Genomic DNA, 26,809 nt, shown 5'->3' with positions numbered 1-26,809 from the left:
ATAGTGTCTTTTTTGTATTTAAAATTTGGATAATTTTGTCGAAATAAAGGGTGAGCCATATTTTAGGGGGGATTATATGTTTAAGAAATTGTCATGGGCTTTAATCGCAGTATTAGTATTAAGTTTGATTCAACCCTATTTTGCACAGGAGGCTTCTGCTGCAAAATCATTTGAAAGGCTGTCAGGGGAAACCCGTATAGAAACATCAGTTGAAATTTCAAAAAAGGGGTGGCCGAGCGGTCTTGACAGTGCTGAAAAGGCGGTTGTGATCGCAAGAGCGGACGAGCCTGCTGATGCACTCGCCGCTTCAAGCCTAGCTGGTGCGAAGGATGCACCGATTCTGCTTACATATCCAGAGAGCATTGATCAAGTGGTGTTGGATGAGTTGGCTCGCTTAAAAGCAGAAAAGGTTTATTTATTAGGCGGACCTGTCGCGATCAGTTCAGATGTAGAGTCTACGTTGAAATCTAAAGGCTATACCGTCGATCGGGTGTCTGGCAAAAACCGATTCGAAACCGCATTCGAGATCAATGAAACAGCAGGTACCAGCTCGAATACAAAAGCAATTCTTGTAAATGGATTCTCCGTGGCGGATGCATTGTCTGCATCCAGTGTTGCTGCAATTGAGGGAATTCCAATTTACTTGACAAAAGAGGGAGAGCTTCCAAAGGAGCTTCCTGCAACTATTAAAGACGTAACGATTTACGGTGGAGATCTAGTTGTCAGCCAAGAGGTTCAAGAGAGTTTGACCTCCAAAGGGTTTAATGTAGCCCGTGTGGCTGGCGAAAATCGTTACGAGACGAACTTGAAGATTTTAAATTCAATTTCAAATCCTAGTAATGTGATTTTGGTAAAAGGTACTGCGGTTGTTGGGAATCAGGGTTATCCTGATGCAGTCGCGGCTTCAGGCCTAGCGCACCGTCTAGGCGGGTATATTTTACTAGTCCACGATTCGCGTGTGATTGATTCGGTACATGAATATTTATCAACCTCTAGTGCAAATCACATTATTCTTGGTGGAGAAGTTGCTTTGCCGAATCCGATCCTTGGTGAATTAGGGTTTGATGTACCTGTAAAGAGTGGAGACACGGAAATTACGGTCTTAACCGAATATGACTACTATGTAGATCGAGTTGATCCTACGCTAGTTTCCGATAGTGTAGCTCAAGAATTGTTATTAAACACATTTGAGGGGCTTTATACAAGGGGTCCTGAAGGTGAAATCATAAACGGTGTTGCTGAGTCCTATGTTGCAAACAGCGATTATACAGTATTCACCTTTAAGCTCCGTGATAATGCTATCTGGAGTAATGGCGACAAAGTGACGGCACATGATTTTGAATATGCCTGGAAACGTATGGTTGACCCTAACTATGAAGCTTTGTATGGGTTTAACCTAGGCATTATAAAAAATGCAGATGCAATCATGTATGAAGAAAGTCCTGTAGATACTCTAGGCGTAACTGCAGTCGATGATGTTACATTAAAAGTGGAATTAGAAGAATCAGCACCATATTTTGCTGATTTGACAACACGACCGGAATTCGTTCCTGTACACAAGGAAACCGCAGAACAATTCGACGCTAATTATGGATCAAGTCTTTCATCAATTGTGTTCAACGGACCATTCGTCGTTTCTAAAATGAAGGATACAGAAGGATGGCAATTGCAGAAAAACGATCACTATTGGAATAAAGAATCCGTACAGCTTGAAACCATCAATTACAAGATAACTGATGGAGCATCTCCTGTAGCGTATGAAAATGGAACTGGTGACTTCACCGAGATTTTTGATAATGAATCACAGTATTTAAACCATAATGATTACGTTGGTTATCCGAGCACAGCTTTATTTTGGTTAAATATGAATCAGACAAACCAAGATTTAAACAACTTAAATATACGAAAGGCGATCTCTGCAGCCATTGATCGTCAAGCCTTAAATGAAGAAGTATTTTCAAATACTGCTATTCCAGCCACTTACCTTGTTCCAAAAGCATTTGATTGGGATACAAATAAGCAAGACTTTAGAGCTGCCTATCCAGAATTTAACCAAAGCCTTAACGCAACAGAGCTGTGGAATACAGGTCTAGCGGATCTTGGTAAAAATGCGATTACATTAAATCTAATTGTTGGTGACACAGGAACTAGTCCTGCACAAGGTGCTTTTCTAAAGGAAAACCTGGAGGCTGCACTGCCTGGACTTACTGTTAATGTTGAATCACTCTCTTGGACTGAACGACTTACACGGACGAATGACGGTAAGTATGACATTATACTAGAAGGATGGATGCCTGATTACCCTGATCCAGTAACATATTTAGAGATTTTTGAATCTACCAATGTGAACAACCGCAACTACACAAATGCAACTTATGACCAAAAATTGCAAGCTGCGGTATCCGATATGAATCAAAGCACGCGTTGGGAAAAACTCCAAGAGTTAGAAAAATACCTGATAGCAGACAATGCCGCGATTGCACCGCTCTATCAGTATCAGGATTCCTACCTTAAGAACCCTGCATTAAAAGGAATTTACCACTATAATGGTTTAATTTATTTGCAAAATGCATACATGAGCAAGTAATGTATATGGACTACCGACACCTCGGTGGTCCTTTTTTCTTATGATTTTTTTACTAAAAGTTTGGAAATTTATGTCGAAATAAAAAGAGATACATATATAAGGGGGTAGGTTATTTTGAGAAAGAGAGCAATAGGTTTAATAGTTATTTTGTTTCTAGGTCTATTGTCGGTCTTCCCTGCCGATAAGGCAGAAGCTGCCGACACGTTTAATCGACTGTGGGGTGAAGACCGCCTTGAAACTGCTGTGAAAATCTCACAAAGAGGATGGCCGGATGGATTGGATAATGCAGATAAGTCGGTCGTTTTGGCAAGGGCAGACGACCCAGCCGATGCATTAGCTGCTTCCAGTTTGGCCGGAGTGAAAGATGCACCGATTTTACTTGCCTATCCATATGAAATCGATCAAATCGTATTAAACGAACTTGTGCGCTTAAAGGCTGAGAAGATCTATGTTCTTGGCGGAACAGTGGCAATCAGTAAGCCAGTAGAAGATAAGTTACTCGCAAATGGTTATGAGGTTGAACGAATAGCAGGTGATAACCGTTTTGAAACCGCATTTGATATTAATGCGACTGCTGGAACGGACAAAAGCACAAAGGCGATTTTAGTCAATGGTTTTTCTGTCGCAGATGCACTTTCTGCTTCAAGTGTCGCTGCCATTGAACAAATTCCAATTTATTTAACCAAACAAGGAGAATTACCGAAAAATCTCCCAGCCTCCGTTGAAGAAATCACAGTCTATGGGGGTCACCAGGTTGTGAGTTCAACAGTGCTGGATCAGTTAGAGGAGACTGGGTTTGAGGTTAACCGAGTAGCAGGTGAAAACCGCTACGAAACGAACCTAAAAATATTACAGTCAATCGTAGATCCTCAGAACCTTATTCTTGTAAAAGGAACTGCTGCGACAGGCAATCAGGATTACCCTGACGCGGTTGCTGCTTCCGGGTTGGCACACCGTCTTGGTGGCTATATCGTTCTGATCCATGATACGAGGGTGATTGATTCGGTGAACACATACTTGGACAGCACATCCACAAATTACCTTGTTTTAGGAGGAACAACAGCACTACCGAATGATGTGTTCAAAGAAATGGGGTTCGAAATCCCTCCAGAAATAGATACCGAGATTAAAATCCTAAGTGAGTATGATCTTAGAACACTTGATTCAAGTAAGGCAATGGATAATATTTCGGAAGAGGTTTTATTAAACACGTTTGAAGGACTATATAGAAGAGGACCGGAAGGGAAGATCTTGCCGGGGGTGGCAAAGTCCTACAGCTCGAATGCGGATTACACTGAATTTACCTTTTACTTAAGACAGGATGCTTATTGGAGTAATGGGGATCAGGTAACTGCAAATGATTTTCTCTATGCTTGGAAGCGAGTTCTTCAGCCTGAAAACGAGCCATCTTATGCATTTAGAATGCAGGATATCAAAAATGCTTCGGAAATACGAAATCCTTCCAGCAATCTATACGAGCAATGGGATCAGTTGGGTGTCCATGCAGTTGACGACTTTACATTGAAGGTTGAACTTGAAAAACCAGTTCCATACTTTGTGGCTACTACTACCCAGCCTGAATTTCTACCTGTAAACCATAATGTGGGCGAAGTATTTGGGGTTACTGTAGCAGATACTTTAGACACTATCTCTTTCAACGGACCTTATGTGGTTACGGAAATTGATGAAGGTGAAGGCTGGCAATTAAAGAAGAACATGCTGTATTGGGATCAAGAGAATATAGAGCTTGAAACAATTGATTTTATTGTTACACATGATTTGAATATGAATGCATCCGAATATTTAGACGGAGATGTAGATATCTCTCGACTTCCAGCTCAACATATTGACGAATACAATGATCGCCTAGACTTCGAAAAATATTTGAATCCATTAACCTTTTGGTTAGTATTGAATTCAAATTCTGACTCCGCATTACAAAATGAAAAGATACGGAAAGCGATTGCTGCAGCAATAGATCCTGAGAGGATTGTAAAAGAGAGTACTAACAATGAACAAGTTGCTGCATCCTATCTTGTACCTAAAGAGTTCATATGGAACTTAAGTGGAGAGGAATATCGACAAATGTACCCCTTTACAAAGCCGTCCGTCGATGCGGTAAGTTTATGGGAGCAGGGGTTATCAGAAATAGGAAAAAGTGAAGTTACACTTGATCTTGATATCGGAAGAACTAGTAGAGCACAGCACATCGGCTTCCTTATAACAGACATGTTGGAAGGTAAGCTTGATGGACTTACGGTTAATACCTTTGCCTTTGACTTTGAAACGATACTAGAAAATAGTTCAAATCAGGATTATGAGATGATGGTCACTGGTTGGAGCTCGGATTACCCTGGTGCAAAAACCTTTTTGGATTTGTTTTATTCAAAGACTACAACTACTAATTATGGATATTCAGATCCAGAATATGACCAATTGTTTGAACAAATGTTGGCCGAGTTGGACCTTCAAAAGAGATGGGATATGCAATTTTCGCTAGAAAAGAAAATACTTGATGAAGCGGCTATTCTCCCACTTTATCAAACAGCAGAAAATTTTTTAGTGAACCCATCGATCAAGGGGCTCCATCACTATAAAAAAGTCATGTATTTCCGTGATGTCTACGTAGATTAAATTTTAATATTAGATGAAGACTCTCTAGAAAGGGAGTCTTCATTTAATTATAGGAGTTGAGATATTTTTGACCCAATCCAAAATAAATGGGGCTTGGTGGGGATTCAAATTTTTCGGAAGCTCTAGTTTATGTAAGAACTTTAGTTCCCGGCTCTCGTTATTTGAAATTACAGTTCCTTCATAATCCTCTACGTGAAAAATGATTTGTACACTAAACACTTTATCTCCATTCGCATATTGAGCATAACCCTGATCTCCAGAATAGATACCGAACAAACGAATATTGTTGATAGTTAAATTCGTTTCTTCAAACACTTCTCTTTTAACAGTCTCTTCAAATGTTTCTCCTAACTCTAAAATTCCACCTGGGATTCCCCAAATATCGTAGTCTGTTCTTCTTTGTAATAATATATGTCCTGACTGATCTTCAATGATTGCTCCACACCCGACCGTCAAAAGCGTATCGGAACCGATTTTTTCACGCATTGATTTTATGTAATCGTTCATATGCATCTCCTTTTCCTATATTAGTACAAAAATAATTCGTTTCATCAGCCAGAAAAAGATAAATATAAAAATTGTCATAATAAGTGTTGAAATCAGGTAATTTTTAAATAAAATGTCTGTCGGATGATTATGAGGGTCTACTATCCCAAGTCTGAATGGGAAGTCTTTTTTCATTGGTGATAAGGTCGTGTGCTGTTCAATGATAGGCAGCGGGTATCCCAGTCTATGATGCTCAAGCTGCGCAGGCTCGGTAATAACGACCGAATCGACTAACGGAGTCACAGTCACCATGAATACCGCAATAATAAATGATAATAGACCAAGTACTATATTCATTTCATAAGCTCCTTTCAAAGAAACCATATATAGTCTATCATATTTGGAATTTAGAGGAAGAGACTATTCATTTTATGTATTCGCTGATTGTCTATGTCTGAATAAAGCAGAACAGGGGTAATAAAGTAGTAAGCTTGTACGAATAGTTTTACAGACTATGCAGAAAGGAACTACAACCATGAGACGACTCGTTGTATTTGATGCATTAAGATTCACTGCTGTATTGGCAGTTATCGCGATACACACCACTGCAGCAAACGCCGATACGAATCTTTTCAGCTTTGGCTGGAATCAGTTTGCTCGATTCGCAGTGCCTCTATTTATATTAATGTCGGGATTTCTCTTGATGGGGTCGATGCAACATAAGACGATGTCAGTCAGAGAGTTTTATAGAAAGCGATTTACAAAAATACTAATACCCTATTTAATTTGGACCGTTATTTATACTGCATTTTCATCACTAGGTCTATTAAAAGATGGTCAGTGGTTGCAATTCTTTAAAATAACCTTTTTAAACACCATTACAGGAAACGGTTTTGTACACCTGTATTTTTTATTTGTAATCTTCCAGTTATATTTGCTTTTCCCGTTTCTTAAAAGCTGGATTGTTGCAAAACCTAAACAAGCCATCATTTATACATTTCTTGTAACCTTTATCGTTCAAACAGCAGTATATGCCCATTCCATTGAATGGATTCATCTTCCACAAACAGGTATTTCTTACGGAAGCTATTTCCCAACGTGGATTTTCTTCTTTGTTTTTGGAATGTTTCTAGCTATTCATTATAAGACATTGGAACAAATTATCCGAAAACAAATTCACTTTACTATTGGGATTTGGATTATAAGCTTCTCCTTGCTTTTATCTGAAGGACAGCAGACACAAACGTTTGGTTTATCAATGAAACCATCCGTGATGTTGTATTGTGTGACAAGCTACTTCATGTTTTATGGGCTATTTTTAAATATGCAAAAGAAACTTGAACAGCATGAGAAACGTCTCAAGAAATTAGCTGATAGTTCGTTTATGGTTTTCCTCATCCATCCGCTATTGTTGGAGGTAGGGCGATATTTTAATGAGAATTATCTCCACTTAGCGATTTTGGAAGGGAATTTCAACAGCGTCATTTGGTTTATAGTCGTTACCGTTTTATCAATAGGGTTTGCATTGATCCATTACAAGTTGAAGACAGCCTCTCTTTTACCGTTAATGATCCGTAAACCACTAACTCTATTAGGCTAACTCAAAATTGACTGCCCCTAACATTTGGTATAGTCTGAAGTGAAGGATTAATTATTTTTTAAAAGGAGTATTGTTTGATGAAATCTAAACTTAAAGTTATGACCATATTCGGAACAAGGCCAGAAGCAATCAAAATGGCACCACTCGTATTAGAACTGCAAAAATATGGAGAACATATAGAACCAATCGTGACGGTTACAGCACAACATAGGGAAATGCTTGATCAAGTATTAGACATATTTAAAATTAAGCCTGATTATGATCTTAACGTTATGAAGGACCGGCAAACTCTTACACATGTTACAACGAAAGCACTTGAAGGCCTGGATGAAGTAATGAAAGAGGTAAAGCCAGACATCGTTCTAGTGCACGGGGATACATCGACTACCTTTGTTGCGAGTCTTGCAGCCTATTACAACCAAATAGCAGTCGGGCACGTTGAAGCTGGACTACGGACGCATAATAAATATTCTCCTTATCCTGAGGAGATGAATCGTCAACTAACTGGAGTATTATCTGATTTGCATTTTGCACCTACGGATGCCTCGGCAAAGAATTTATTAGCTGAGAATAAAACCGTGGAATCAATCTTCGTTACCGGAAATACAGCGATAGATGCTTTGCAAACAACTGTGGATGAAACGTATTCACACGAAATTTTGGATAGCATCAAAAACGATAAATTGATTCTCGTTACTGCCCATAGAAGGGAAAACCAAGGGGAACCGATGAAAAATATGTTCACGGCGATCAAGAGATTGGCTGACGAACATCCTGATACGCAGGTCGTATACCCGGTACACCTTAACCCTGTTGTAAGAGAAACTGCGGAGGAAATTTTGGGGAATCATGATCGAATCCATTTAATCGAACCATTAGGAGCGGTTGACTTCCATAATTTTGCATCTCGAGCACATCTAATTCTTACCGACTCAGGTGGAGTACAGGAAGAGGCACCTTCATTGGGCGTACCTGTTCTGGTTTTACGAGATACGACTGAACGTCCTGAAGGTATAGATACTGGAACGTTAAAGCTTGCCGGTACAGATGAAGAGACCATCTATAAATTGGCTAATGAGCTCCTAACGGACGAAACTGCATATAATGAGATGTCGAGGGCTTCCAATCCTTATGGTGATGGGCAAGCCTCCCGAAGAATAGTTGAGGCAATCTTATTCCATTTTAATCGAGTCGATGAACGGCCAAATTCATTTCGTGTTTTATAAATTAGATTGAGATTAAGAAAAAGAACTTGAGCGGAGGATACCGCCTTCAAGTTCTTTTTGCTATATTATTCATAACACTCATCCATTACTGTACCTTCTGATGACATCCGATAATTGCATAGGTTGTTTCCATTTAGGTAATATGCACTTATATAATCGGTCAAATTTGTCTCGGAATTCCAGTTGATAAACAAAATGATCTTTACTTCTTTTTGATTAAGTCCTTTCTCATCTACTATATCGAATTCCGTCTCAAAGGAGTAACCATCTTTTGTCCCAATATCATATCGCCACATCTGAGTATTGTTCATCATGCCTATGACTTGGTGATATTCATTTCCTAGAAGAGTTTTTACTTCTTGTGGAGATTGATTTATCGTTAATTGCTCTTTAATGTATTCCAGTGTTATTTTCTGCTTCGTGTCTTTATTTTCTATCGTTTTCTTTTCGGAAGTGTTGGAGAGTTGGCTAGGTGATTCATTTTTACTTGATACTGCAATGTGTTTAGCAGTAGGTTCCTTTTCATTGTTTTTTTGAGGAGCATCTATGTTTAATGGCCAGGGAAACGACATTAATAGTGCTAAACTTAATAAAATCGTTTTCATATTATCCCCCTTTGATATACACTATTTAAATGATTAGACGGTGTGAGACAATCAAAGGATTCAGAAATTGAAAATTAAGGCATTTTGAACCATATTTTTATACTAAAATATTATTATAGAGGAATTTACTGCTAAAAATCGAATTAATAACAGAGAATGCACCTATATAAAAAGAGAGTGGTGATGAAGTGAAGAAGATTACATGTTTGATAATTATCATTTTATTTTTATTAATTACTGGGCATGTTTCTGCTGCAGACGATGTTCATTTAATCATAAAGTATAAAAATGATGTAACGACTCAATCGGTTGGGGACCCTTCACTGAATCTCCGTATCGTTGAAGTTGATAAGAATGAAGTTAAAGAAAAAATAAAGATTATTAAGAAGAATAAAGATGTTGCATATGTTGAAGTTGATCAAAAAGCATATTTACATAATTCATTCATAAATGACCCCTATTTCTCAACACAAAGTGATGTATTCAATGCGATTAATATAAAGGATGAGTGGTCTTCTTTTTCAGATAAAAATAAGGATCTAATTGTTGCTGTTGTTGATACGGGAATAGATCTGGACCACCCAGACCTGAAAAATCAAATTATACTTGGCAGAAATATCTTAAATCCGCTTATCCCACCGGAGGACCATCAAGGGCATGGAACCCATATTGCTGGAATAATTGGAGCCACGACAAATAATAAGGTCGGTATCGCATCCTTACCTAGAAACGTCAAGATTATGCCGATTAAAGTTTTTGAAGAAGAAACAGGCAACATGTCTACAGTCATTTTGGGTATTTTGTATGCAGTTGATCATGGCGCAGATATCATTAACCTTAGTCTCGGTAGTGTGAATGGGATGAAAGCTTTGGAAGACGCAATAAATTATGCTCAATCCAAAGGTGTATTAGTTGTAGCGGCATCTGGAAACGACAATGAACACTTTGTCACTTATCCGGCAAAATATGAATCGGTTTTAGCCGTTGGAGCAACGGATACAGTAACTGGGGGCAAAGCTTGGTTTTCGAATTATGGAGAGGAAATGGACCTGTCAGCACCAGGGACAAATATCTTTAGTACTCTTCCAGGAGGGAAATACGGCTACGAAAGCGGGACGAGTATGTCAGCGGCAATTGTAAGTTCGACAGCTGCGATGCTTTGGAAACAATATCCTTTTCTTACGGTTAGTCAGTTAAAGAATATATTATTTGATTCATCTTCAAAATCGCCATTACCTTACGATTCAAACCAATTACTCGGTAATGGACAGATTGATGCTGGTAATGCAAACTCGTTTGTAAACAATCATAATCGAACATATGGATATACAGCTTATGATACAGCTAATGCCATATCTAAATTGGGATGGCCCATTTTAAGTGAAGCGAGTTTGAAAGTACAGGAAGCAGAATACACAGGTAAATTCACGATACTCGCTAGCGGCGAACTATTCCCTGATAGCCTTGCTGCAGCCCCTTTGTCCTCGTACCTTGGATCACCAATTCTGTTGGCGGAACAAGACAAAATTTTTAATAGTACGTTGGATGAGCTTAAACGACTTGGTACAACACATGTTCTAATTGTAGGTGGTCCGGTAGCTATAAGCCCTTCAATTGAGAAGAAGCTTACAGATTCAGGGTATAACGTTATTCGCATTGCTGGGAAAGATCGCTATGAAACTGCTATAAAAATTAATCGTCTCCTACCAGTTAACAATGACGAAGCTTTTGTAGTATCTGGTGAAAATTTCCCTGATGCATTATCCATCTCTGCGATTGCCGGAATAAAAAAAGCACCTATAATATATACGAAATCTGATCGGGTTCCAGAATCTGTAAAAGAATTCATTCAAAACAATTCTGTTGAAAAAATGACGGTCGTTGGCGGAAAAAAAGTAATAGAAGAAAATATCGAGGAATACCTCGAATCTTTTGCGAGTATTCGACGGGTTGCAGGGATTAACCGCTATGAAACCAGCCTTGAGGTATTAAAAGAATTCCCACAGCAAGCGGAACAAATTTTCTTTGCAACAGGGAAGAGATTCCCCGATGCTCTTTCTGGAGCTGCTTTAGCGGCACATAACAACCAACCATTAGTATTAGTGAACCCTAGTACAATCACAGAAACAACGAAATACGTATTAAATGTTGCCAATAATAACGGAGTAAAGAATTACAAAATACTAGGGGGTCCAGGTGCGATTGAGCTTCAAATAGCTTGGGAAATCAATAAGTATATTAAATGAATGATTTGATTTATTGATTAGACTGGTAATTATCAGTCTATTTTTTTGCCTTTAATAGGAAAATCGAATCATGTGTTCAGTCGTATTGTCGATAGGGATCGAATTATATATGTAGTTACATTGATATAATTTGAAGAATATGTCGAAAGTAGGTAGAATGAAAAGGTATTTTAGTATATAGTAAACTTTATAGATTTTGGTAAATAATGAATAAAATTTCAGAGGGAGTCTTGTACTAAAAATTAGTAAACAGGGGTGTGTAGATTGAGGTTATTTTTTAGTTTGTCGTTCTTTTTGATTGCTTTTCTGTTGTCAAGTCCCTCATTTGCGCTTGCACAGAAGTACATCATCATCGACCCAGGTCATGGCGGAGATTTTTCAGGTACAACAGGATATTCAGGAGGATCGACAGGTTATTATGAAAAACACGCAAACCTGGATGTAGCCGAAAAACTACGAGATGTCCTCAAAGGATCAGATTTCAAAGTATTTATGACACGTGATGCGGATAATGAGGATTTTGGAGAAACTCAACCTGATGATCTTCAAAATCGAATGGAATTGGCGAATGGCTTCGCGGCAGGCAATAATGAAGATACGGTTTTTGTTTCTATTCATCATAACTCCGCTTTTAATACGATGGTACGAGGGTATGAAACATTTTTCTTTGATATCAATGAAGGTATAGATCCAAACTATCCGCCAGATCCTATGCAAATAGAATTCTCACCAGATAGCAAGCGATTGGCATATACAGTACACAGACATGTAGTTGAAGGTACTAGTTTAGCAGAACGATATATAAAAGGCCAAGACCTATATGTAAATAGAAATGCACAAATGCCATCCGTTCTTGTAGAGTTAGGCTATATGTCGAATCCTCAAGAGGAACAGCTTATAAAGACAGCCTCGGCCCAACAAGCAGCTGCCAATGCGATTGTAAAAGCATTAGTGGAGTATTTTGAAGTATTTGAGGTATACGATCATACCGGTGAAAAGCTATTAACCACCAAATCAAAAGACGAAGCATTGAATTATGCAAAAGCAAGAGAGTATGTACGAGTCTGGGACAAAGATCGCCAAACTAATATATATAATACAATTGAATATCATTTTGATGTTATACATGCAAGTCAAGGTCTCTTAGATGAGTTTGTAACAAAAGAAGAGGCTATCGATTACGCTATGCTTTGGAAACATACGAAAGTTGTCGACGACCGAACTGGTGAAGTGTTATGGGCGTTCCCTGAGGAAGACACTAGAATTCTAAACGTCGATGAACTTTCGGGTGCAACACGAATTGAAACAGCAATTGAAATATCCCAAGACCTCTATCCAAATGGATTTGCCAGTGATAAACAACAGAAAGCAGTCTTTCTAGTTACTGCGTATCAATATGCTGATGCATTGTCAGCAGGTCCGTTAGCAGCGAAATATGGAAATGCACCAATTTTATTAACAAAATCAGATAAAATTAACGATAAAGTAATAAATGAACTTAATCGCTTGAATGCTGAAAAAATTTATATTATTGGTGGAGCCGTTGCCATCGATCAATCCATTGAGGCGCAGTTAAAAGATAAAGGATTTTCGGTGACACGTGTAAATGGAAAAAATAGATATGAAACGAACCTAAAGATCAACGAATTGCTTGGGGCAGTGAATGGTGTCTTCGTTGCCGCTGGTAGAAGCTTTCCGGATGCATTATCAGCATCTTCGATTGCATCTTCAAACAACTGGTCTATTGTTTTGACTGAAGAGGATAAGATGACAAATTCATCGCTTCAATATTTAAAAGGAAAAAATGTAGTAATTGCTGGGGGGACTGCCGTTGTATCCGGAACTGTCCAAAACCAAATTACTAATGCTGTAGGAAGCCAGCCTTTACGGTTAGCTGGAGAAACTAGATACGACACTCTTTATGAGATTTTGAATCATTTCAAAGATTCAATAAGTTCTGACACGGTTCTAGTATCTACGGGAACAGACTTCCCTGATGCTTTAGCGTCCTCAACGTTATCTGTTAAGTCGAAGGCACCTTTAATCATTGCTTCAGACGAATTAGAACCAAAACTTGCAGATTTCTTGGAAACATATAAGAGTGAAAATAATGTAACGGATCTGAAGGTAATCGGAGGAGTAGTACCTAATACAGTAACAGGAAGCGTGAAAGCGCTACTTAATTAATCTAAGAAAAGGAAAGTGAGCGAAATGAAAAGGATCTTACTTCCAATAGGAATAGTGCTAGTAGTTTTATCGGGATGTGGTGGTGCAAATGAGGTACAGAAGGAATTTGCGAACGCTGCTACCAATGAAGAAAAACCACTTAGCCTAGAAAATTATAAACCCGAGAGTGGAATCACCAAAGAATTCATTCAAAGTGGTGAGTTTCCTTATACAGAAACGATTATTGCTAGTAAGGGGAATTTAATTCAGAAGACTGTACAATTAGGGGATATGAAATCACTAGAAATTCAAAAGTGGACTTCTAAAAAAGTCGAGAAAGTTTATCAAGAAGCGAATCCTCAGGAGGAAACAAGCCGCTTGGATAAGTTTAAATCTGTTGAGGCACCAGAACTTTTGATCTCTTCTCAAAAAGGAAAAGGTAAGACTGCAAAATGGGAAATTATCGAAGAGGGTGCTACACTGACTACACCGTATAAAGAGTTTACAAATGTACTAGTTGTGAAAAAGACGACAGACGAATTAGCTGATGCAGATACTATTTATACGAGGTACTATGCTCCAGGTGTAGGTATGATCAAGGATGTTTATGAAGTGACAGGGGAAGAAGGATACAAGGTAGAGACAATTCTCCAAAATATTACAAAATAAATCTATTTTTTGGAAGAGGGTGAATCGGTTGTTCACTCTCTTTTTTTGTGCTGTGAAGCCAGAAACTCTTTCTAACATTTGAAACATCAATGTTACAAATGTCGAAGCATTGTAATGTTAATGTAAAGAAAAAACGGTAGATTTGTCGGATGAAAGAAGGTAGTCTATAACTATGATGTAAAAAGGGGGAAGATTTTCAACAATGAAGAAAGCAATTTTAACTGGCGCATTGTCTATAAGTCTATTAACTGCATCGTATATAACCGAGGATATAAACATTACATACGCTCAATCCATCCAATCAAATATAGTAGATATTGCATTACAATATAAAGGTACACCATATAGCTGGGGCGGAACCAGTCCGAGTGGTTTTGACTGCTCAGGATTCGCTTTATATGTGTTTGGACAAGCTGGTATCGATCTTGGAAGAACTACGGACGCACAATGGAGCGGTGGAACCAGTGTATCAAGAAGTGACCTAGTTCCAGGTGACATGGTTTTCTTCCAAAATACATACAAGCGCGGAATTTCGCACTCTGGGATTTACATCGGTAATAATGAATTTATTCATGCTTCATCCAGCGGGATTCGGGTATCATCATTAAGCAACTCATATTGGTCTCCACGGTACTTAGGTGCTAAAAGATATGTGGCAGCCGAATTGAATTTTGATGTCATCCATAGCTCCCAGGGGCTATTGAAGAGCTTCGCAACATCGAGTGAAGCAATCAATTACTCGAAGCTCTGGAGAAACACTAAAGTAGTTAATAACGAAAATGAAAATGTGGTTTGGGAATATCCAGAACAAACAACGAACTTCAATGTGGTCCATTCTTCTCAAGGGGTACTGGAAGGCTTTTCTACTGAACAAGATGCAATCGCATATGCTAAGAAATGGATGAACACTGTCGTTGTTAATGTAAATTCAAATGAAACAGTTTGGAGTTGGCCTGTTGCACAGAAGGCTTCTACATTATCATTTGATGTAATTCATAGTCATCATGGGGTATTAGAAACATTCCCATCCAAGAGTGAAGCGATTAATTATGCTGAATTATGGAAACATACTTCAGTCGTTAATAAAGAAACAAATGAAACAATTTGGCAGTTTGATGAGATGATGGCTGCTAGCACATCAGTAACCGTTTTTGAGGTTATTCACAGCTCTGTAGGAGTATTGGAATCCTTTGATTCAAAGGACAGTGCAATTGCCTACTCGAAAAAATGGAAAAACACAAAAGTCATCAACAAAGAAACAAGTCAAGTCGTTTGGGTGTTTCCAGAAGAGAAGTTCAAAGTGGTCCATAGTCACCATGGTACTCTAGAAACATTTGATTCTAAGTCAGACGCCATTGCTTATGCTCAGAAATGGTTGAACACAGAGGTAATAGATGGTGAGACGGATCAAGTTCTGTGGACGTGGACAGCTTAATCAAATCAAAAATCAAAAGACCTGGGTTTCATGCCCAGGTCTTTTTTTGCACGTTTAGAAAGTATAAGAGCAACTACGACTCTGCTCTCGCCTGAAGGCTCGGCAATCGCCGAGTTTTCTTTATTTTAGGCGTTCATTTTCACATGGTTATTCATCTACTTATTGTTTTTATGAAACCCTGACCGTATATATTTCGTCACAATTAGTGAAACCATAATTGAATCAATGTTTTCGCACCTAGTGGTGATTTTAATACGCAAGATCCAGAAAGCTAGTAAAGTAACATGCCTGTAATGAAAATGACACTTTTAAATATAAGTAAATTAATATAGAATAAATTGTTGAGTTGATTTTTTGTAATACATTGTCCAATTTCGTCGTGATATACTAAATACAAACATAAAGGATGGGTACAATGACACAAAAGATAACAGTAGTAGGTTTGGGATACATCGGGCTCCCAACTGCTGTAATGTTTGCTAACCATGGTTATCAAGTGCATGGTATGGATGTTAATGAAACTTCAGTACAAAAATTACAAAATAAAATCCTTCATATAGAAGAACCTGGATTATCGGAAAAACTTGAAAAAGTAATCGATAATGGTTCATTTACAGTTAGTACGAAAATTGAATCAGCTGACATTTTCATTATTGCGGTGCCTTCACCGATTAATGATGACAAAACTGCAAACTTAGAATATGTACGGAGTGCAAGTGAGTCTATATACCCTTACTTGAAGAAAGGTGATTTAGTTATACTTGAATCAACTGTTCCACCAAAAACAGTTGAAAATATAGTGATTCCAGAAATCCAGAAATCAGGTCTAGATATTGGAGAAGAAGTATTTGTAGCACATTCGCCAGAGCGTGTCATCCCGGGTAAACTTTTTCAAGAATTAATTGAAAATGACCGGATTGTCGGTGGGATTAATGAAAAATCCTGTGAACTGGCTGTAAGGTTATACAAATCATTTGTTAAAGGGACGATTCATGTAACCGATGCAACAACGGCTGAACTGGTGAAAGTAATTGAAAACACCTATCGTGATGTGAATATTGCATTTGCAAATGAACTTGTGAAGATCAGTGATCAACTTAATGTAAACGTATGGGAAGCAATAGACCTTGCAAATTGCCATCCCCGACTAAATATTCATAAACCAGGCCCTGGAGTCGGTGGTCACTGTATTGCAGTCGATCCTTGGTTTTTAGTTGAATTATGTCCGGATTTGGCAAATATCATTCATCTTTCCCGCCAAACAAATGATTCAATGCCAGAATATACAAGCAAAAAGGTACTTGAAACACTGGAAAAGAATAATATTGAAAATGGAAAGATTTTGGTTTTGGGGCTCGCCTATAAAGGGAATATTGACGATATGAGAGAAAGCCCATCGACCGAAGTTCTAAAGAACCTAATGATTTCAAAGCATGAGGTTGTTGCATTCGATCCACATATTAAGGAAAATCAAATCAGTGCTCAAACTCAAAATTTGGATGAAGCACTAGAAAATGCAGATATAATGGTAGTACTCACAGATCACAATAAATTTAAAGAAATGAATCCAGAGGAACTTAACGGGTTGCTCAAAAACCGTATTATTTTTGATGCGAAAAATTGTATGGAACTTGAAAAGTGGAAAAAGGCAGGATTTACAACCTATACATTGGGTAATTCGAAAGAAAGCTAAGAAAAGGACGATACCCGAATAATGACTTTCGCTGTCGAAGAATATGAAGAATCACGTGACTGGCTTTACAATAATTGTTAAAATGTAGTTTGGGTATTATCTTTATTTTTATGAGGTGACAACAATGCAAATATCCTATATGTTATTAGGGTTGTTAACGATAATTTTATCATTAGGAATGTCATGGGTTATAACCCCGGTTGTAATTAAATTTGCGCACAAGATCAATGCTGTTGACAAACCTGGTGAACGAAGAGTTCATTCTAAAACAATGCCAAGAATTGGAGGGCTATCGATCATTATAGCCTTTACAATGTCATTTTTGGTTACTTCAGTGTTTTATGATTTGCCAATAAGCATACTTTTAGGTGGATTAGTAATCGGCCTTACAGGATTTCTTGACGATAAATACGGGTTGTCACCATTTCAAAAGCTTCTTGGTCAAACACTTGCTGCAATAATTGTGATTGGATCGGGCCTATATATTAATTATTTAAGTGTACCATTTGATGGAACGATGGTAGGTGTTCCTATTTGGATCAGTATCCCTGTTACCTTCCTTTGGATTATTGGTGTAACAAATGCGATAAATTTAATCGATGGCTTAGACGGTCTAGCTAGTGGTGTATCTGCAATCGGTGCTTTTACAATCTTTGTAATGGCTCTTATTATGGGAAATGAAGTGGTTATTTTTATCTCGTTGGCTTTAATTGGAAGTGTTGTTGGCTTTCTATATTTTAACTTTCACCCTGCAAAAATATTTATGGGTGATACAGGCTCATTGTTTTTAGGATTCATTTTATCTAACATTGCTCTAATGGGCTTTAAACAAATCACCACTGTATCATTGATTATACCGATTATTATTCTTGGTGTACCAATAACTGATACCATTATTGCTATTGTTAGAAGAATCGTGAATAACAAGTCAATAACGGATGCAGATAAAAGTCATCTTCACCATAAATTATTGGACTATGGCTTCAGTCACAGACAAACCGTTATTATTATCTACGGTATTGCAAGTTTATTTGGACTAACTGCAATTGTATTTTCGCAAACAACCTTATTAGGTAGCACGATAATTACGGTAATGTTAATGCTATTTATTGAACTAATGGTTGAAAAGTTTTCGCTTATAAGCAAAACATATCGACCTATACTAAATGTTATAGCCAAATTAGCAAATTCTAATTCATACAATGGAAAATAGTAGGTAGTGATGATAATGAAGCAGGAAATATTAGGAGTATCTGTATCTGATCTTACGTACGAATCACTTATAAATAACATTGATAAGGATATAAATGAAAATAAAAAATCGTTTATCGTTGCTGTTAATCCTGAAAAGATAATGAAAGCACAAAATTCACCTGAACTGAAAACACTTTTAAACAGTGCAACATATCAAATACCAGATGGAATCGGTGTCATTATTGCATCGAAGCTAAAAAAAGGTACGATTACAAATCGTATTACAGGCATAGACCTAATGATGAGGATTTGCCTATATGCATCCAACAATAAGAAGAGGATCTTTTTATATGGTGCAAAGCCAGGAGTTGCAGAGGAAGCCAAAGAAAGGCTTGAAGAGACTTTCCCGGGTGTTCAGATTGTTGGGACTCAACATGGTTATGAAGCAGATGAAGATAAGGTTATCGAACAGATTAACAATGTAAATCCTGATATCTTATTTGTTGCAATGGGGAGCCCTAATCAAGAAAATTGGATTATTAGAAACATGGGTCGACTACAGGTGAATATTTTCCAAGGTGTCGGAGGCTCGTTTGATGTCATATGCGGGAATACGAAAAGAGCGCCTAAATCATTCAGAAATCTTGGCTTAGAATGGTTATACAGATTAATTACAGAACCTCAACGTTTCAAAAGACAGCTCGCATTACCCAAATTTTTATATAAAATTTTAAAAACATCTTAAAACGGGCTTGATATTTATCAAGTCCTTTTTTTTGAGAGAGGTTTACAGGATGTCAAAGCTGAAGTTAGCCAGTATCCTACTATTGGGTGCAACATTAATATTTAAAGTCTCCAGTATGCTAAGGGAAATGTCCATTGCGTACTTATTTGGAGATTCATATATCACAGGTGCTTATCAGGCTGCTTTTGTACTTCCGAATATGATTATTCTATTCTTGATCACAGGAATGAAAGATTCATTTGTGCCGAGTTATATTCATTCTTTGACAGAAAACAGACATAAAACACATTTAACACAGATATTTAAAGGGACTGCTTGGATAGGATTAGCCATTACGATTCTTGGTGTTGTGTTATCACCTTATTTAGTAGGTCTTTTATATCCCGATTTCAAGCCGGCAGCAGAAGAGGTAGCAGTTACTGTTTCACGAATTTATTTTGCTATGATTGCATTCGTAGCTTTAAATGCAGTACTTGAGGGATTATTGGATGCCCAGCAGAAATTTTCGTTTTCCGTTCTTTCTCAAGTAATCGTTGTCGTGTCTACGATTGGTGGAGGATTCCTATTTCATTCTAGTATTGGGATATATGGATTTGCTACTGGATTTGGAATAGGGACAGTAGTATCCTTAATAATCAAATTGGGGTATTTTATCCCACAAAGACTAGTGCAATGGAAAGATAAAATTGAGTGGAAAGAAATTAAATCATATTACCTTGTTTTCTTGCCTGTTGGACTTACAGTAATGGTAGGGCAGATCAACCTTTTAATAGATACTATCTTTGCAAACACATATGGTGCAAATGTTGTTGCGTATTTGAACTATGCTAAAAGTCTTGTTCACTTCCCACAGGCAATTTTTGGCGTAACAATTGGAACGATTGTTTTACCGATCTTGTCCAAGGCAGTAGCAAAGAAGGATAATAAGATCTTTAATATGGGGATTGAACGAGGGTTAACCTCAATGTATTTAATTCTATTTCCTTCTGTTCTTGGAATGTTAGTTCTTATGCCAAACATTATCGCTCTTGTCTATGAAAGAGGTGCATTTGGTGAACAAGCTACAATAGCAACAAGTTCAATGGCTGTAATGTATATTGGGTCCGTCTTGTTCTATAGCTTGCATCAGGTTGTCATTAAGGCATTTTACTCACTGCAGAAGGGTCATATCATTCTAAAAATCGGGTTACTATCGATCGTATTAAAGGTGATCCTCAACTTTATTTTCACCGAATGGATTGGTTATACTGGAATAGCTCTCGCATCATCCGTTGTTGGTGCATTTTATGTCGGAATTTGTTTTATTTTACTGATTCGTATAACGGGTAATTTTCCCTTCAAAAAAATCGGCAAGGAATTATTCAAGATTACCACATGTGGTATGATTATGTACGTTGCAGTAACATATTCATTAAGTGGTCTAAATGAGCTTAATTTGAATAATCTCTTCATCATAATGATTATTGCGGCAATCGGGGCAATTATATATGGAATTTGTATTTTTCTTTTCAAAATTGAAGCGGTCAGCTTTTTATTAAAACGTTCGAAAAATGAAATTGAAACTACTAACTAGAGAGGTTGCAAAAATCTATGGAACGCACGCTTGATTTTTATAAAATTTTGGCGCTCACAGCGATATTATTAATTATTGGACTTATATTTCCTAATACAATTTTAGGACTCATCATAACAGCAATAATTGGTTCGTTGGCTTTATTTAGAACGAAAGAAGCTATTATATTACTAGTTTTTTATTTTCCAATAAGACCATTTTTAATTGAAATAAACCCTTCATTAAAAGGGGTTGGTGATCTGATCATCCTTTTAGCCTTATTAAAAGTTTTCTGGATGTATCGCCATAATTGGAAACAATTATTCAAGTTGAATTTATTTGAGTGGAGCTTTATTGCTTTTTGTGTAATTGGAGCAATTTCTTCACTTTTAACAGGCGTTCAACCTGTAGCAATCATATTTGAATTGAGAGCGCTTGTTATTACGTACTTATTGTTCTATGTAATCCGTCGTCTTGATATCAATAAGAGCGATATAAAGAAGTTTCTGTGGACAACGTTCTGGACCGCAATCATTCTTTGTTTACATGGGATAGTCGAGAAGCTCTCACTTAGGACCTTATTAATGCCGCAAGAATGGACGGAAATGCCATTATCGGAAACAAATCGAATTCGTATTTATGGGTTAATATTCAACCCGAACGTTTTGGCAATATATTTGATGTTTGCCTTTATGGGGACAATGTATTTGAAAAAGATGATCAATGGTAGAAGGATGCTGTGGCTGGTACACAGTGGATTGATCCTCATGTTAGGAGTATTTATCTTAACCTATTCAAGAGGAAGCTGGATCGCAGTAATATTTGGGATGATTACCTACTACTTGGTAACAAAAAATAAGAGAGTCATGCTGAAAACCATATTGATGATCGCTGTTTCTATTGTCTTAGTCTATATTCCGGTTACAACAGCAACACACTATATTGAGCAAACCGACTTTGGACAAAATGAAGGACAAAGACAATCAGAGCTCCGTAAAAGGCTTGGCTCCACGTTTAACGAAGATACCTTGGAATTGAGCCTGAACACGGGAAGATTATATTATGTTAAAAAAGGATTTCAGGTATTCACTGATCATCCTATTATTGGAACCGGCTTTGCGACCTTCGGTGACGCAGCAACAAAATCCTATTCATCTCCAATCTACGACGATTACAATATCGATTGGAATTTCTATTCAGATAATCAATACATCCAAGTCATTGCACAAACCGGTACTATCGGTGTGGTTTTATTCGCAATGTATTTGTTAGGGATGCTCGGGTACTTGTGGAAAAACCGAAAAAAGTCAGTATTAGGCCCATTAATGGTTACGATCTTGATCAGTGTATATGTATGTGGTGTCTACTATAATATTTGGGAAAATAAAGTGTTTACATTGTATTATTTTATCTTCCTTGGGGTTTTCTCGAATTTAATTGAAATACAAAACGAGGAGAATAAAGATGAAGGTCTTACACTTAATTAGTGGGGGGGAAACAGGTGGTTCAAAGAACCACCTTCTTTCTCTTTTACAGCAATTTAACAATGAGGAAGTTGTATTAGGCATTTTCCAAAAAGGTGAATTTTACAGAGAAGCAAAGGCATTGGGTCTTCCGACTCAACTTTTCGAGCAAAAGAACAGATATGATGTAAGTATCATTTTTAGAATGAAGAACTATATTAAGAAAAATAACTTTTCAATATTGCACACTCATGGTCCTAGAGCCAATACTTTTGGTTTAATCCTTAAAAAGCTTTGTCCTGATATTCAATGGGTTACGACCGTTCACAGTGATCCGAAGCAGGATTTTATAAAAGGTGGTATAAAGGGTAAGGTTTTCACTGCAATCAATCTGAAAGTACTGGATAATATCGATCATTATTTTGCAGTTTCAGATCGGTTCAAGGTTATGCTTACAGAGCTTGGGATCGATAAGGAAAAAATAACAACCATATATAATGGGATAAGCTTTGAGGAACCCACTACGAATAAAGTCGATCGAAAAGAGCTTCAATTAAAAGATGAAGATTTCGTAATCTCAATGATTGCAAGGCTACATCCGATAAAAGGCCATGAAGTAGTACTAAATAGTATGAAGGGCTTATTAGATGAAGGACATCGTAATGTACATTTATTGCTAGTCGGAGAAGGTCCACAGCGAGCTGATATCGAAGCACAGCTCTATAATCTGGATTTAGGTGAATATGTTCACGTATTAGGCTTTAGAAAGGATGTACATGCTATCCTAGAGCTGTCCGATGTTAAACTATTAGCATCCTTTAGCGAGAGCTTCCCATTAGTAATACTTGAAGCAGCGAGGGCTCGAGTACCTGTCATATCTACAGATGTCGGGGGAGTTCAAGATTTGATCTCCAGTAAGGAGCTAGGCTGGATCATCCCGGTTAACGATGAAAATGCTTTAAATGTTGCACTGACCGAAGCGATCGAGTTAAAAGAACAAAATCGACTGAAGGGAATCGGAGAAAACTTATATCATACTGCACGTGAGAATTATTCCCTCAATCAGCTATTTGAAGCAACATATAACACATATGAAAAGCTAATAAATTAACTAAAGGGCTGACGCTAAGCGTCAGCCCTTTTCAAAGTTATTCTTTTATAAATTGATACAAATCGTCATATAGGGTGCTATACCTTGGATCTTCATATGTCCCAATTCTGTTGACCTGGACAGTTCCCTGATACATAATAATACTGTTTCCCTTTACACCATATGTTTCACCCATAGAGAGGTATTTTCTGAAGTTTCGTGCAGTACGATCAATAAGGGTGTAACCCGTGTCTTCCATCTCGATATTGATCCCCATGTTATACTCGATTCCTCTAGCGTATCCTTTGTGTATCTTTCTTGTCGTTTCATTTACGTCGTCTTCATTCATCGCGTTGCTCTGCAAGTAGGCTGCTGTAAATCCGTACTTATCCCAGTTAGGGATGTTCGTAGCGAGAGCATGCGGTGACCATATGATTTGCTTGCCTTTTCCTTTTACGTAGCTTGCAGCAGACGTAACTAGGTCTTCATCTTCTGGACTAATGACTGTTTCATTTAACCAATAAAATCCTTCAAATTGAATATTTTCAAATGATGATTGATTAAACTGTTCTATTACTCTATCTACATACCATTTAACTAAGAGGTCTCGGAAATATAAGTTTGCATTTCGAGGTTCGCCATTTAAATAAAGTATTTCTCCCTCGTTCTTAGGATAAGGGATCATGAGATAGACTTTCGCTTTTTCGTTGATACCAGTACGTTGAACACTTTCGTTGATTCGATCGAGTGCACCATTTTCTTTAAATGTGCGATCAATATACCATAACCAGTCCTTATAATTTGAATCGTTCGCTGTCGTCTGTTCGAACTGTCCATTCGTAGAGTAATGCCGTCCAATAACTATAAACGTATCGAACATCTGCCCGACGAATTGACCATTATTATGATAGGCAACATATGGATCGAAAAACCCTTCCGAATAAACTCCACTTACACCCTCAGTGTGGTAAAATCGTGATGCTTTTAATTCATTTTCATATCCATTATAGATGATTACCCCTGCTCTGATGTTAGCTTCTTGTCTGGTCGTATATCGATGCTCAACAGGTTGTTCTTGATCATTTAATGGCAATATATATGAGTTTTCTTTAGTAGTCGTAAATTCAATTGCTTCATTTAGCGTTTCGGCCGAATATAATCGGCTGTTTGATTGATAAACTGCATATTGATCTTTTATTGGTTGAGGTATAAAATCCATCAGCACAGAATCACTCACTGCAACTGGACCTCCCAGAACGAAGTATTCCATGTTTTCATCAAATGAATTTAAATATGATTCAGTAGAGTCGATGATTCTTTCTGAGTGTGATAACACGATTGGAGCACTCAACTTTTTACTCAATCCACTGGCTGCGACAGCATCGGGATAGTCCTCATATTTAGTACTAACTGAGTTTCCTCGTACTACAATTAATTTATCAAACTCAACTTCAGCATATTTTATGGACTCAATATTTGTCTCATACCTAGTCTTACCACTGATTCTTGTGACGGTGTAGCCTTTATTCTTTAAATCTTTTTCGATTTGTTCATTTATTACCTTTGTACCGCCATATAAGATAACCTCTTTAGTCGTACTAGGCAATTGCTTTGGTATTCGATCAGATCTAGTTAAATAGATCGGTAGATTGTTTATTGCAGAATAGCTGGAAGCTGATAAAGCATCAGCAATCGTTCTTCCATTCACAAGTAATATTTTTTCACTTTGATAAGCTTCGGAAACCTTATTGATATTTGCAGCAGTCTCATAGCGGTCATCTCCAGCGATACGTTCTGTTATGTATCCTGTCTGGTCAAGTTTTGTCTCAATTTCCCTACTTACTGCATTGTATCCTCCTAAAATATAGACCTTCTGGGTTTCTAATCTTTTTAGTTCCTCAAGAACTTCAGGTGAAATTTTAGTCGGGTACGTGAGGAGAATTGGCGCTTCTTTTACACCTGCCAAACTAGCAGCTGATAATGCGTCAGCAGGATTATCAGCTCTTGCGAGAATTACAGACCCTTCTGGATGGGAGAGCCCCTTAGGCCAACCGAACTTCGATATTTCAATTGCTGTACCAATTCGATTATCACCATAAATTCTTTGATACCTATCAGCGTCATTGGCGTGGGCTACAGAATCAAAATTGTAAAAGAAGCACTGACACAAAACAAGAACTGAAACAAGTGGTACAAAAAATAACTTACGCAAAACTTCATCCCCCTAATATAGATACTAATTTACCCCTGATATTGAACTTATTTACAAATAGATACGAATTGAAGGGACTGACGCTGAATTTGTCAGTCCCGTCTATGAATCAAAATTCGCTTTTATAGCCGTCCTCATTCTTAACATCATTTAAAAGTTCTAAATGCTCCTTTAATTCCAAAGAAACCGCATTGATAGATTCTTCATTTAATCCGTAATAATATCCGTAGTCTGTCCAATCGTCATATCCTTCAAGCTTAACAGTTTCGACCGATCTCAATGAACCTGAATACTTTTGTAAAGCAACGAGGTTACCAAAAGTCAGGTTTGTCGTAAGGTTATCCCCAATGCTTTCAATCACATCATCATACTTTGTAATCGATGAAAGAGAAGCTCCTTTTTTAATAATCGCTTTAATTACTTGTTGCTGTCGTTCACCTCGACCAATATCTCCTCGAGGGTCCTGTTTTCGCATCCGAACGAACCCTAGCGCTTCTTCACCGCTAAGTGTTTGATAGCCCTTTTCTAACGTGATGGCGTTATGCTCATCTTGACTGTTCTGAACACTAAACGTAAAAGGTACATTGACTCTAACACCGTCCAGTGCGTTGATAACTTCTATGAATGCATTAAAATTGAATTTCGCATAATAGTCGACTGGGATATCGAATAAGTTTTCAACAGTTTTTACTGTTAGATCCATGCCACCGAATGCATGAGCATGATTTATTTTATCCCTGCCATGATCTGGTATTTCCACTCTTGAATCTCTTGGTAAACTGACCATTTTAATCGACTTGTCTTCTTTATTAAAAGTGGCAAGTATCAAAACGTCGGATCGCCCGCGTTCGTCAGGATTCCGGTCATCAACGCCTACGAATAGTATTGAAATATTATCTTTTTTAGGATCAACAGGTTCGATCCTTTTTACGGATTTTACACCTCTGTCTAACGCTTGGTGAGAATTCGATGTTGCATTAGCAAGTTTATAAGTTAAATAGGTGCCGTAGCATCCTGCTGTTAGTAATATAGCTAGAATTGGTAGAAGTATTAGGAGCACTCTTCGGCGCCTGCGCTTCTTTAGCTGACGTCGATTCTCAATACGATCCATATAAATTCTCCTTTGCTCTTAATCTATCTTAACGAACGAAATTAAAGATGTAAATATGATATGTGGCATAAAATACTTTTTTCGAATAATATCTT

19 protein-coding genes are annotated in these 26,809 nt (G+C 37.6%); 14 read left to right on the top strand and 5 right to left on the bottom strand.

Going from position 1 to position 26,809, the window contains the following annotated elements; all coding sequences use genetic code 11:
* Nucleotides 1-76: 76 nt before the first annotated feature.
* Nucleotides 77-2,587, top strand: coding sequence for an ABC transporter substrate-binding protein (locus MOJ78_RS18720; protein WP_304978837.1), 2,511 nt, complete (start codon nt 77-79; stop codon nt 2,585-2,587).
* Nucleotides 2,588-2,701: 114 nt separating this feature from the next.
* A complete protein-coding gene (locus MOJ78_RS18715; protein WP_304978836.1) occupies nt 2,702-5,221 on the top strand; it encodes an ABC transporter substrate-binding protein in 2,520 nt (839 codons plus the stop codon).
* 39 nt (nt 5,222-5,260) lie between these two features.
* Here MOJ78_RS18715 and MOJ78_RS18710 read toward each other — a convergent pair whose 3' ends face one another.
* Together MOJ78_RS18710 and MOJ78_RS18705 are read right to left on the bottom strand one after the other, a co-directional pair.
* Nucleotides 5,261-5,728, bottom strand: a complete 468-nt coding sequence (locus MOJ78_RS18710) for an NUDIX hydrolase (protein ID WP_304978835.1) — start codon at nt 5,726-5,728, stop codon at nt 5,261-5,263.
* A 15-nt stretch (nt 5,729-5,743) separates the two neighbouring features.
* Nucleotides 5,744-6,064: a hypothetical protein gene (locus MOJ78_RS18705; RefSeq protein WP_304978834.1), complete on the bottom strand. Its 321-nt coding sequence runs from the start codon at nt 6,062-6,064 to the stop codon at nt 5,744-5,746.
* 178 nt (nt 6,065-6,242) lie between these two features.
* Between MOJ78_RS18705 and MOJ78_RS18700 the strand changes: the two genes are divergently transcribed.
* Complete coding sequence (locus tag MOJ78_RS18700; RefSeq protein WP_304978833.1) at nt 6,243-7,307, top strand: acyltransferase; 1,065 nt, start codon at nt 6,243-6,245, stop codon at nt 7,305-7,307.
* A gap of 77 nt (nt 7,308-7,384) precedes the next feature.
* Nucleotides 7,385-8,533 carry a non-hydrolyzing UDP-N-acetylglucosamine 2-epimerase gene (wecB, locus tag MOJ78_RS18695; protein WP_304978832.1) on the top strand — a complete coding sequence of 383 codons (1,149 nt, stop codon included), beginning with the start codon at nt 7,385-7,387 and terminating at the stop codon, nt 8,531-8,533.
* A 65-nt stretch (nt 8,534-8,598) separates the two neighbouring features.
* Here wecB and MOJ78_RS18690 read toward each other — a convergent pair whose 3' ends face one another.
* Nucleotides 8,599-9,138: a hypothetical protein gene (locus MOJ78_RS18690; RefSeq protein WP_304978831.1), complete on the bottom strand. Its 540-nt coding sequence runs from the start codon at nt 9,136-9,138 to the stop codon at nt 8,599-8,601.
* 188 nt (nt 9,139-9,326) lie between these two features.
* Here MOJ78_RS18690 and MOJ78_RS18685 point away from each other — a divergent pair, with 188 nt between their 5' ends.
* The 10 genes from MOJ78_RS18685 to MOJ78_RS18640 all read left to right on the top strand — a co-directional run bounded on the left by MOJ78_RS18685 (nt 9,327) and on the right by MOJ78_RS18640 (nt 23,412).
* Nucleotides 9,327-11,384: a S8 family serine peptidase gene (locus MOJ78_RS18685; protein WP_304978830.1), complete on the top strand. Its 2,058-nt coding sequence runs from the start codon at nt 9,327-9,329 to the stop codon at nt 11,382-11,384.
* 264 nt (nt 11,385-11,648) lie between these two features.
* Entirely contained in the window at nt 11,649-13,571 is a 1,923-nt protein-coding gene (locus MOJ78_RS18680) for a cell wall-binding repeat-containing protein (protein ID WP_304978829.1), read from the top strand.
* Nucleotides 13,572-13,595: 24 nt separating this feature from the next.
* Complete coding sequence (locus MOJ78_RS18675) at nt 13,596-14,219, top strand: hypothetical protein (RefSeq protein ID WP_304978828.1); 624 nt, start codon at nt 13,596-13,598, stop codon at nt 14,217-14,219.
* A 202-nt stretch (nt 14,220-14,421) separates the two neighbouring features.
* The gene (locus MOJ78_RS18670) at nt 14,422-15,654 is read left to right on the top strand and encodes a C40 family peptidase (protein WP_304978827.1); all 1,233 of its coding nucleotides are present in this window, start codon (nt 14,422-14,424) and stop codon (nt 15,652-15,654) included.
* 415 nt (nt 15,655-16,069) lie between these two features.
* On the top strand, nt 16,070-17,347 hold the full coding sequence (locus MOJ78_RS18665; RefSeq protein ID WP_304978826.1) for a nucleotide sugar dehydrogenase: 1,278 nt from the start codon (nt 16,070-16,072) through the stop codon (nt 17,345-17,347).
* 124 nt (nt 17,348-17,471) lie between these two features.
* On the top strand, nt 17,472-18,560 hold the full coding sequence (locus MOJ78_RS18660; RefSeq protein WP_304978825.1) for a glycosyltransferase family 4 protein: 1,089 nt from the start codon (nt 17,472-17,474) through the stop codon (nt 18,558-18,560).
* A 15-nt stretch (nt 18,561-18,575) separates the two neighbouring features.
* Nucleotides 18,576-19,286 carry a WecB/TagA/CpsF family glycosyltransferase gene (locus tag MOJ78_RS18655; protein WP_304978824.1) on the top strand — a complete coding sequence of 237 codons (711 nt, stop codon included), beginning with the start codon at nt 18,576-18,578 and terminating at the stop codon, nt 19,284-19,286.
* A gap of 49 nt (nt 19,287-19,335) precedes the next feature.
* Entirely contained in the window at nt 19,336-20,859 is a 1,524-nt protein-coding gene (gene murJ, locus MOJ78_RS18650) for a murein biosynthesis integral membrane protein MurJ (protein WP_304978823.1), read from the top strand.
* A gap of 17 nt (nt 20,860-20,876) precedes the next feature.
* A complete protein-coding gene (locus tag MOJ78_RS18645; RefSeq protein ID WP_304978822.1) occupies nt 20,877-22,325 on the top strand; it encodes an O-antigen ligase family protein in 1,449 nt (482 codons plus the stop codon).
* On the top strand, nt 22,303-23,412 hold the full coding sequence (locus MOJ78_RS18640; protein WP_304978821.1) for a glycosyltransferase: 1,110 nt from the start codon (nt 22,303-22,305) through the stop codon (nt 23,410-23,412). The genes MOJ78_RS18645 and MOJ78_RS18640 overlap by 23 nt, the downstream gene beginning before the upstream one ends.
* Before the next feature lie 37 nt (nt 23,413-23,449).
* On the opposite strand, the gene MOJ78_RS18635 is transcribed toward MOJ78_RS18640, so the two are convergent.
* On the bottom strand, nt 23,450-25,603 hold the full coding sequence (locus MOJ78_RS18635; protein WP_304978820.1) for a DUF4855 domain-containing protein: 2,154 nt from the start codon (nt 25,601-25,603) through the stop codon (nt 23,450-23,452).
* A 109-nt stretch (nt 25,604-25,712) separates the two neighbouring features.
* On the bottom strand, nt 25,713-26,714 hold the full coding sequence (locus MOJ78_RS18630; protein ID WP_304978819.1) for an LCP family protein: 1,002 nt from the start codon (nt 26,712-26,714) through the stop codon (nt 25,713-25,715).
* Nucleotides 26,715-26,809: the final 95 nt, after the last annotated feature.

The sequence above is a fragment of the Alkalihalobacillus sp. AL-G genome (assembly GCF_030643805.1).
Classification (GTDB): domain Bacteria; phylum Bacillota; class Bacilli; order Bacillales; family Fictibacillaceae; genus Pseudalkalibacillus.
This window is presented reverse-complemented; position numbering and strand designations above follow the sequence as displayed.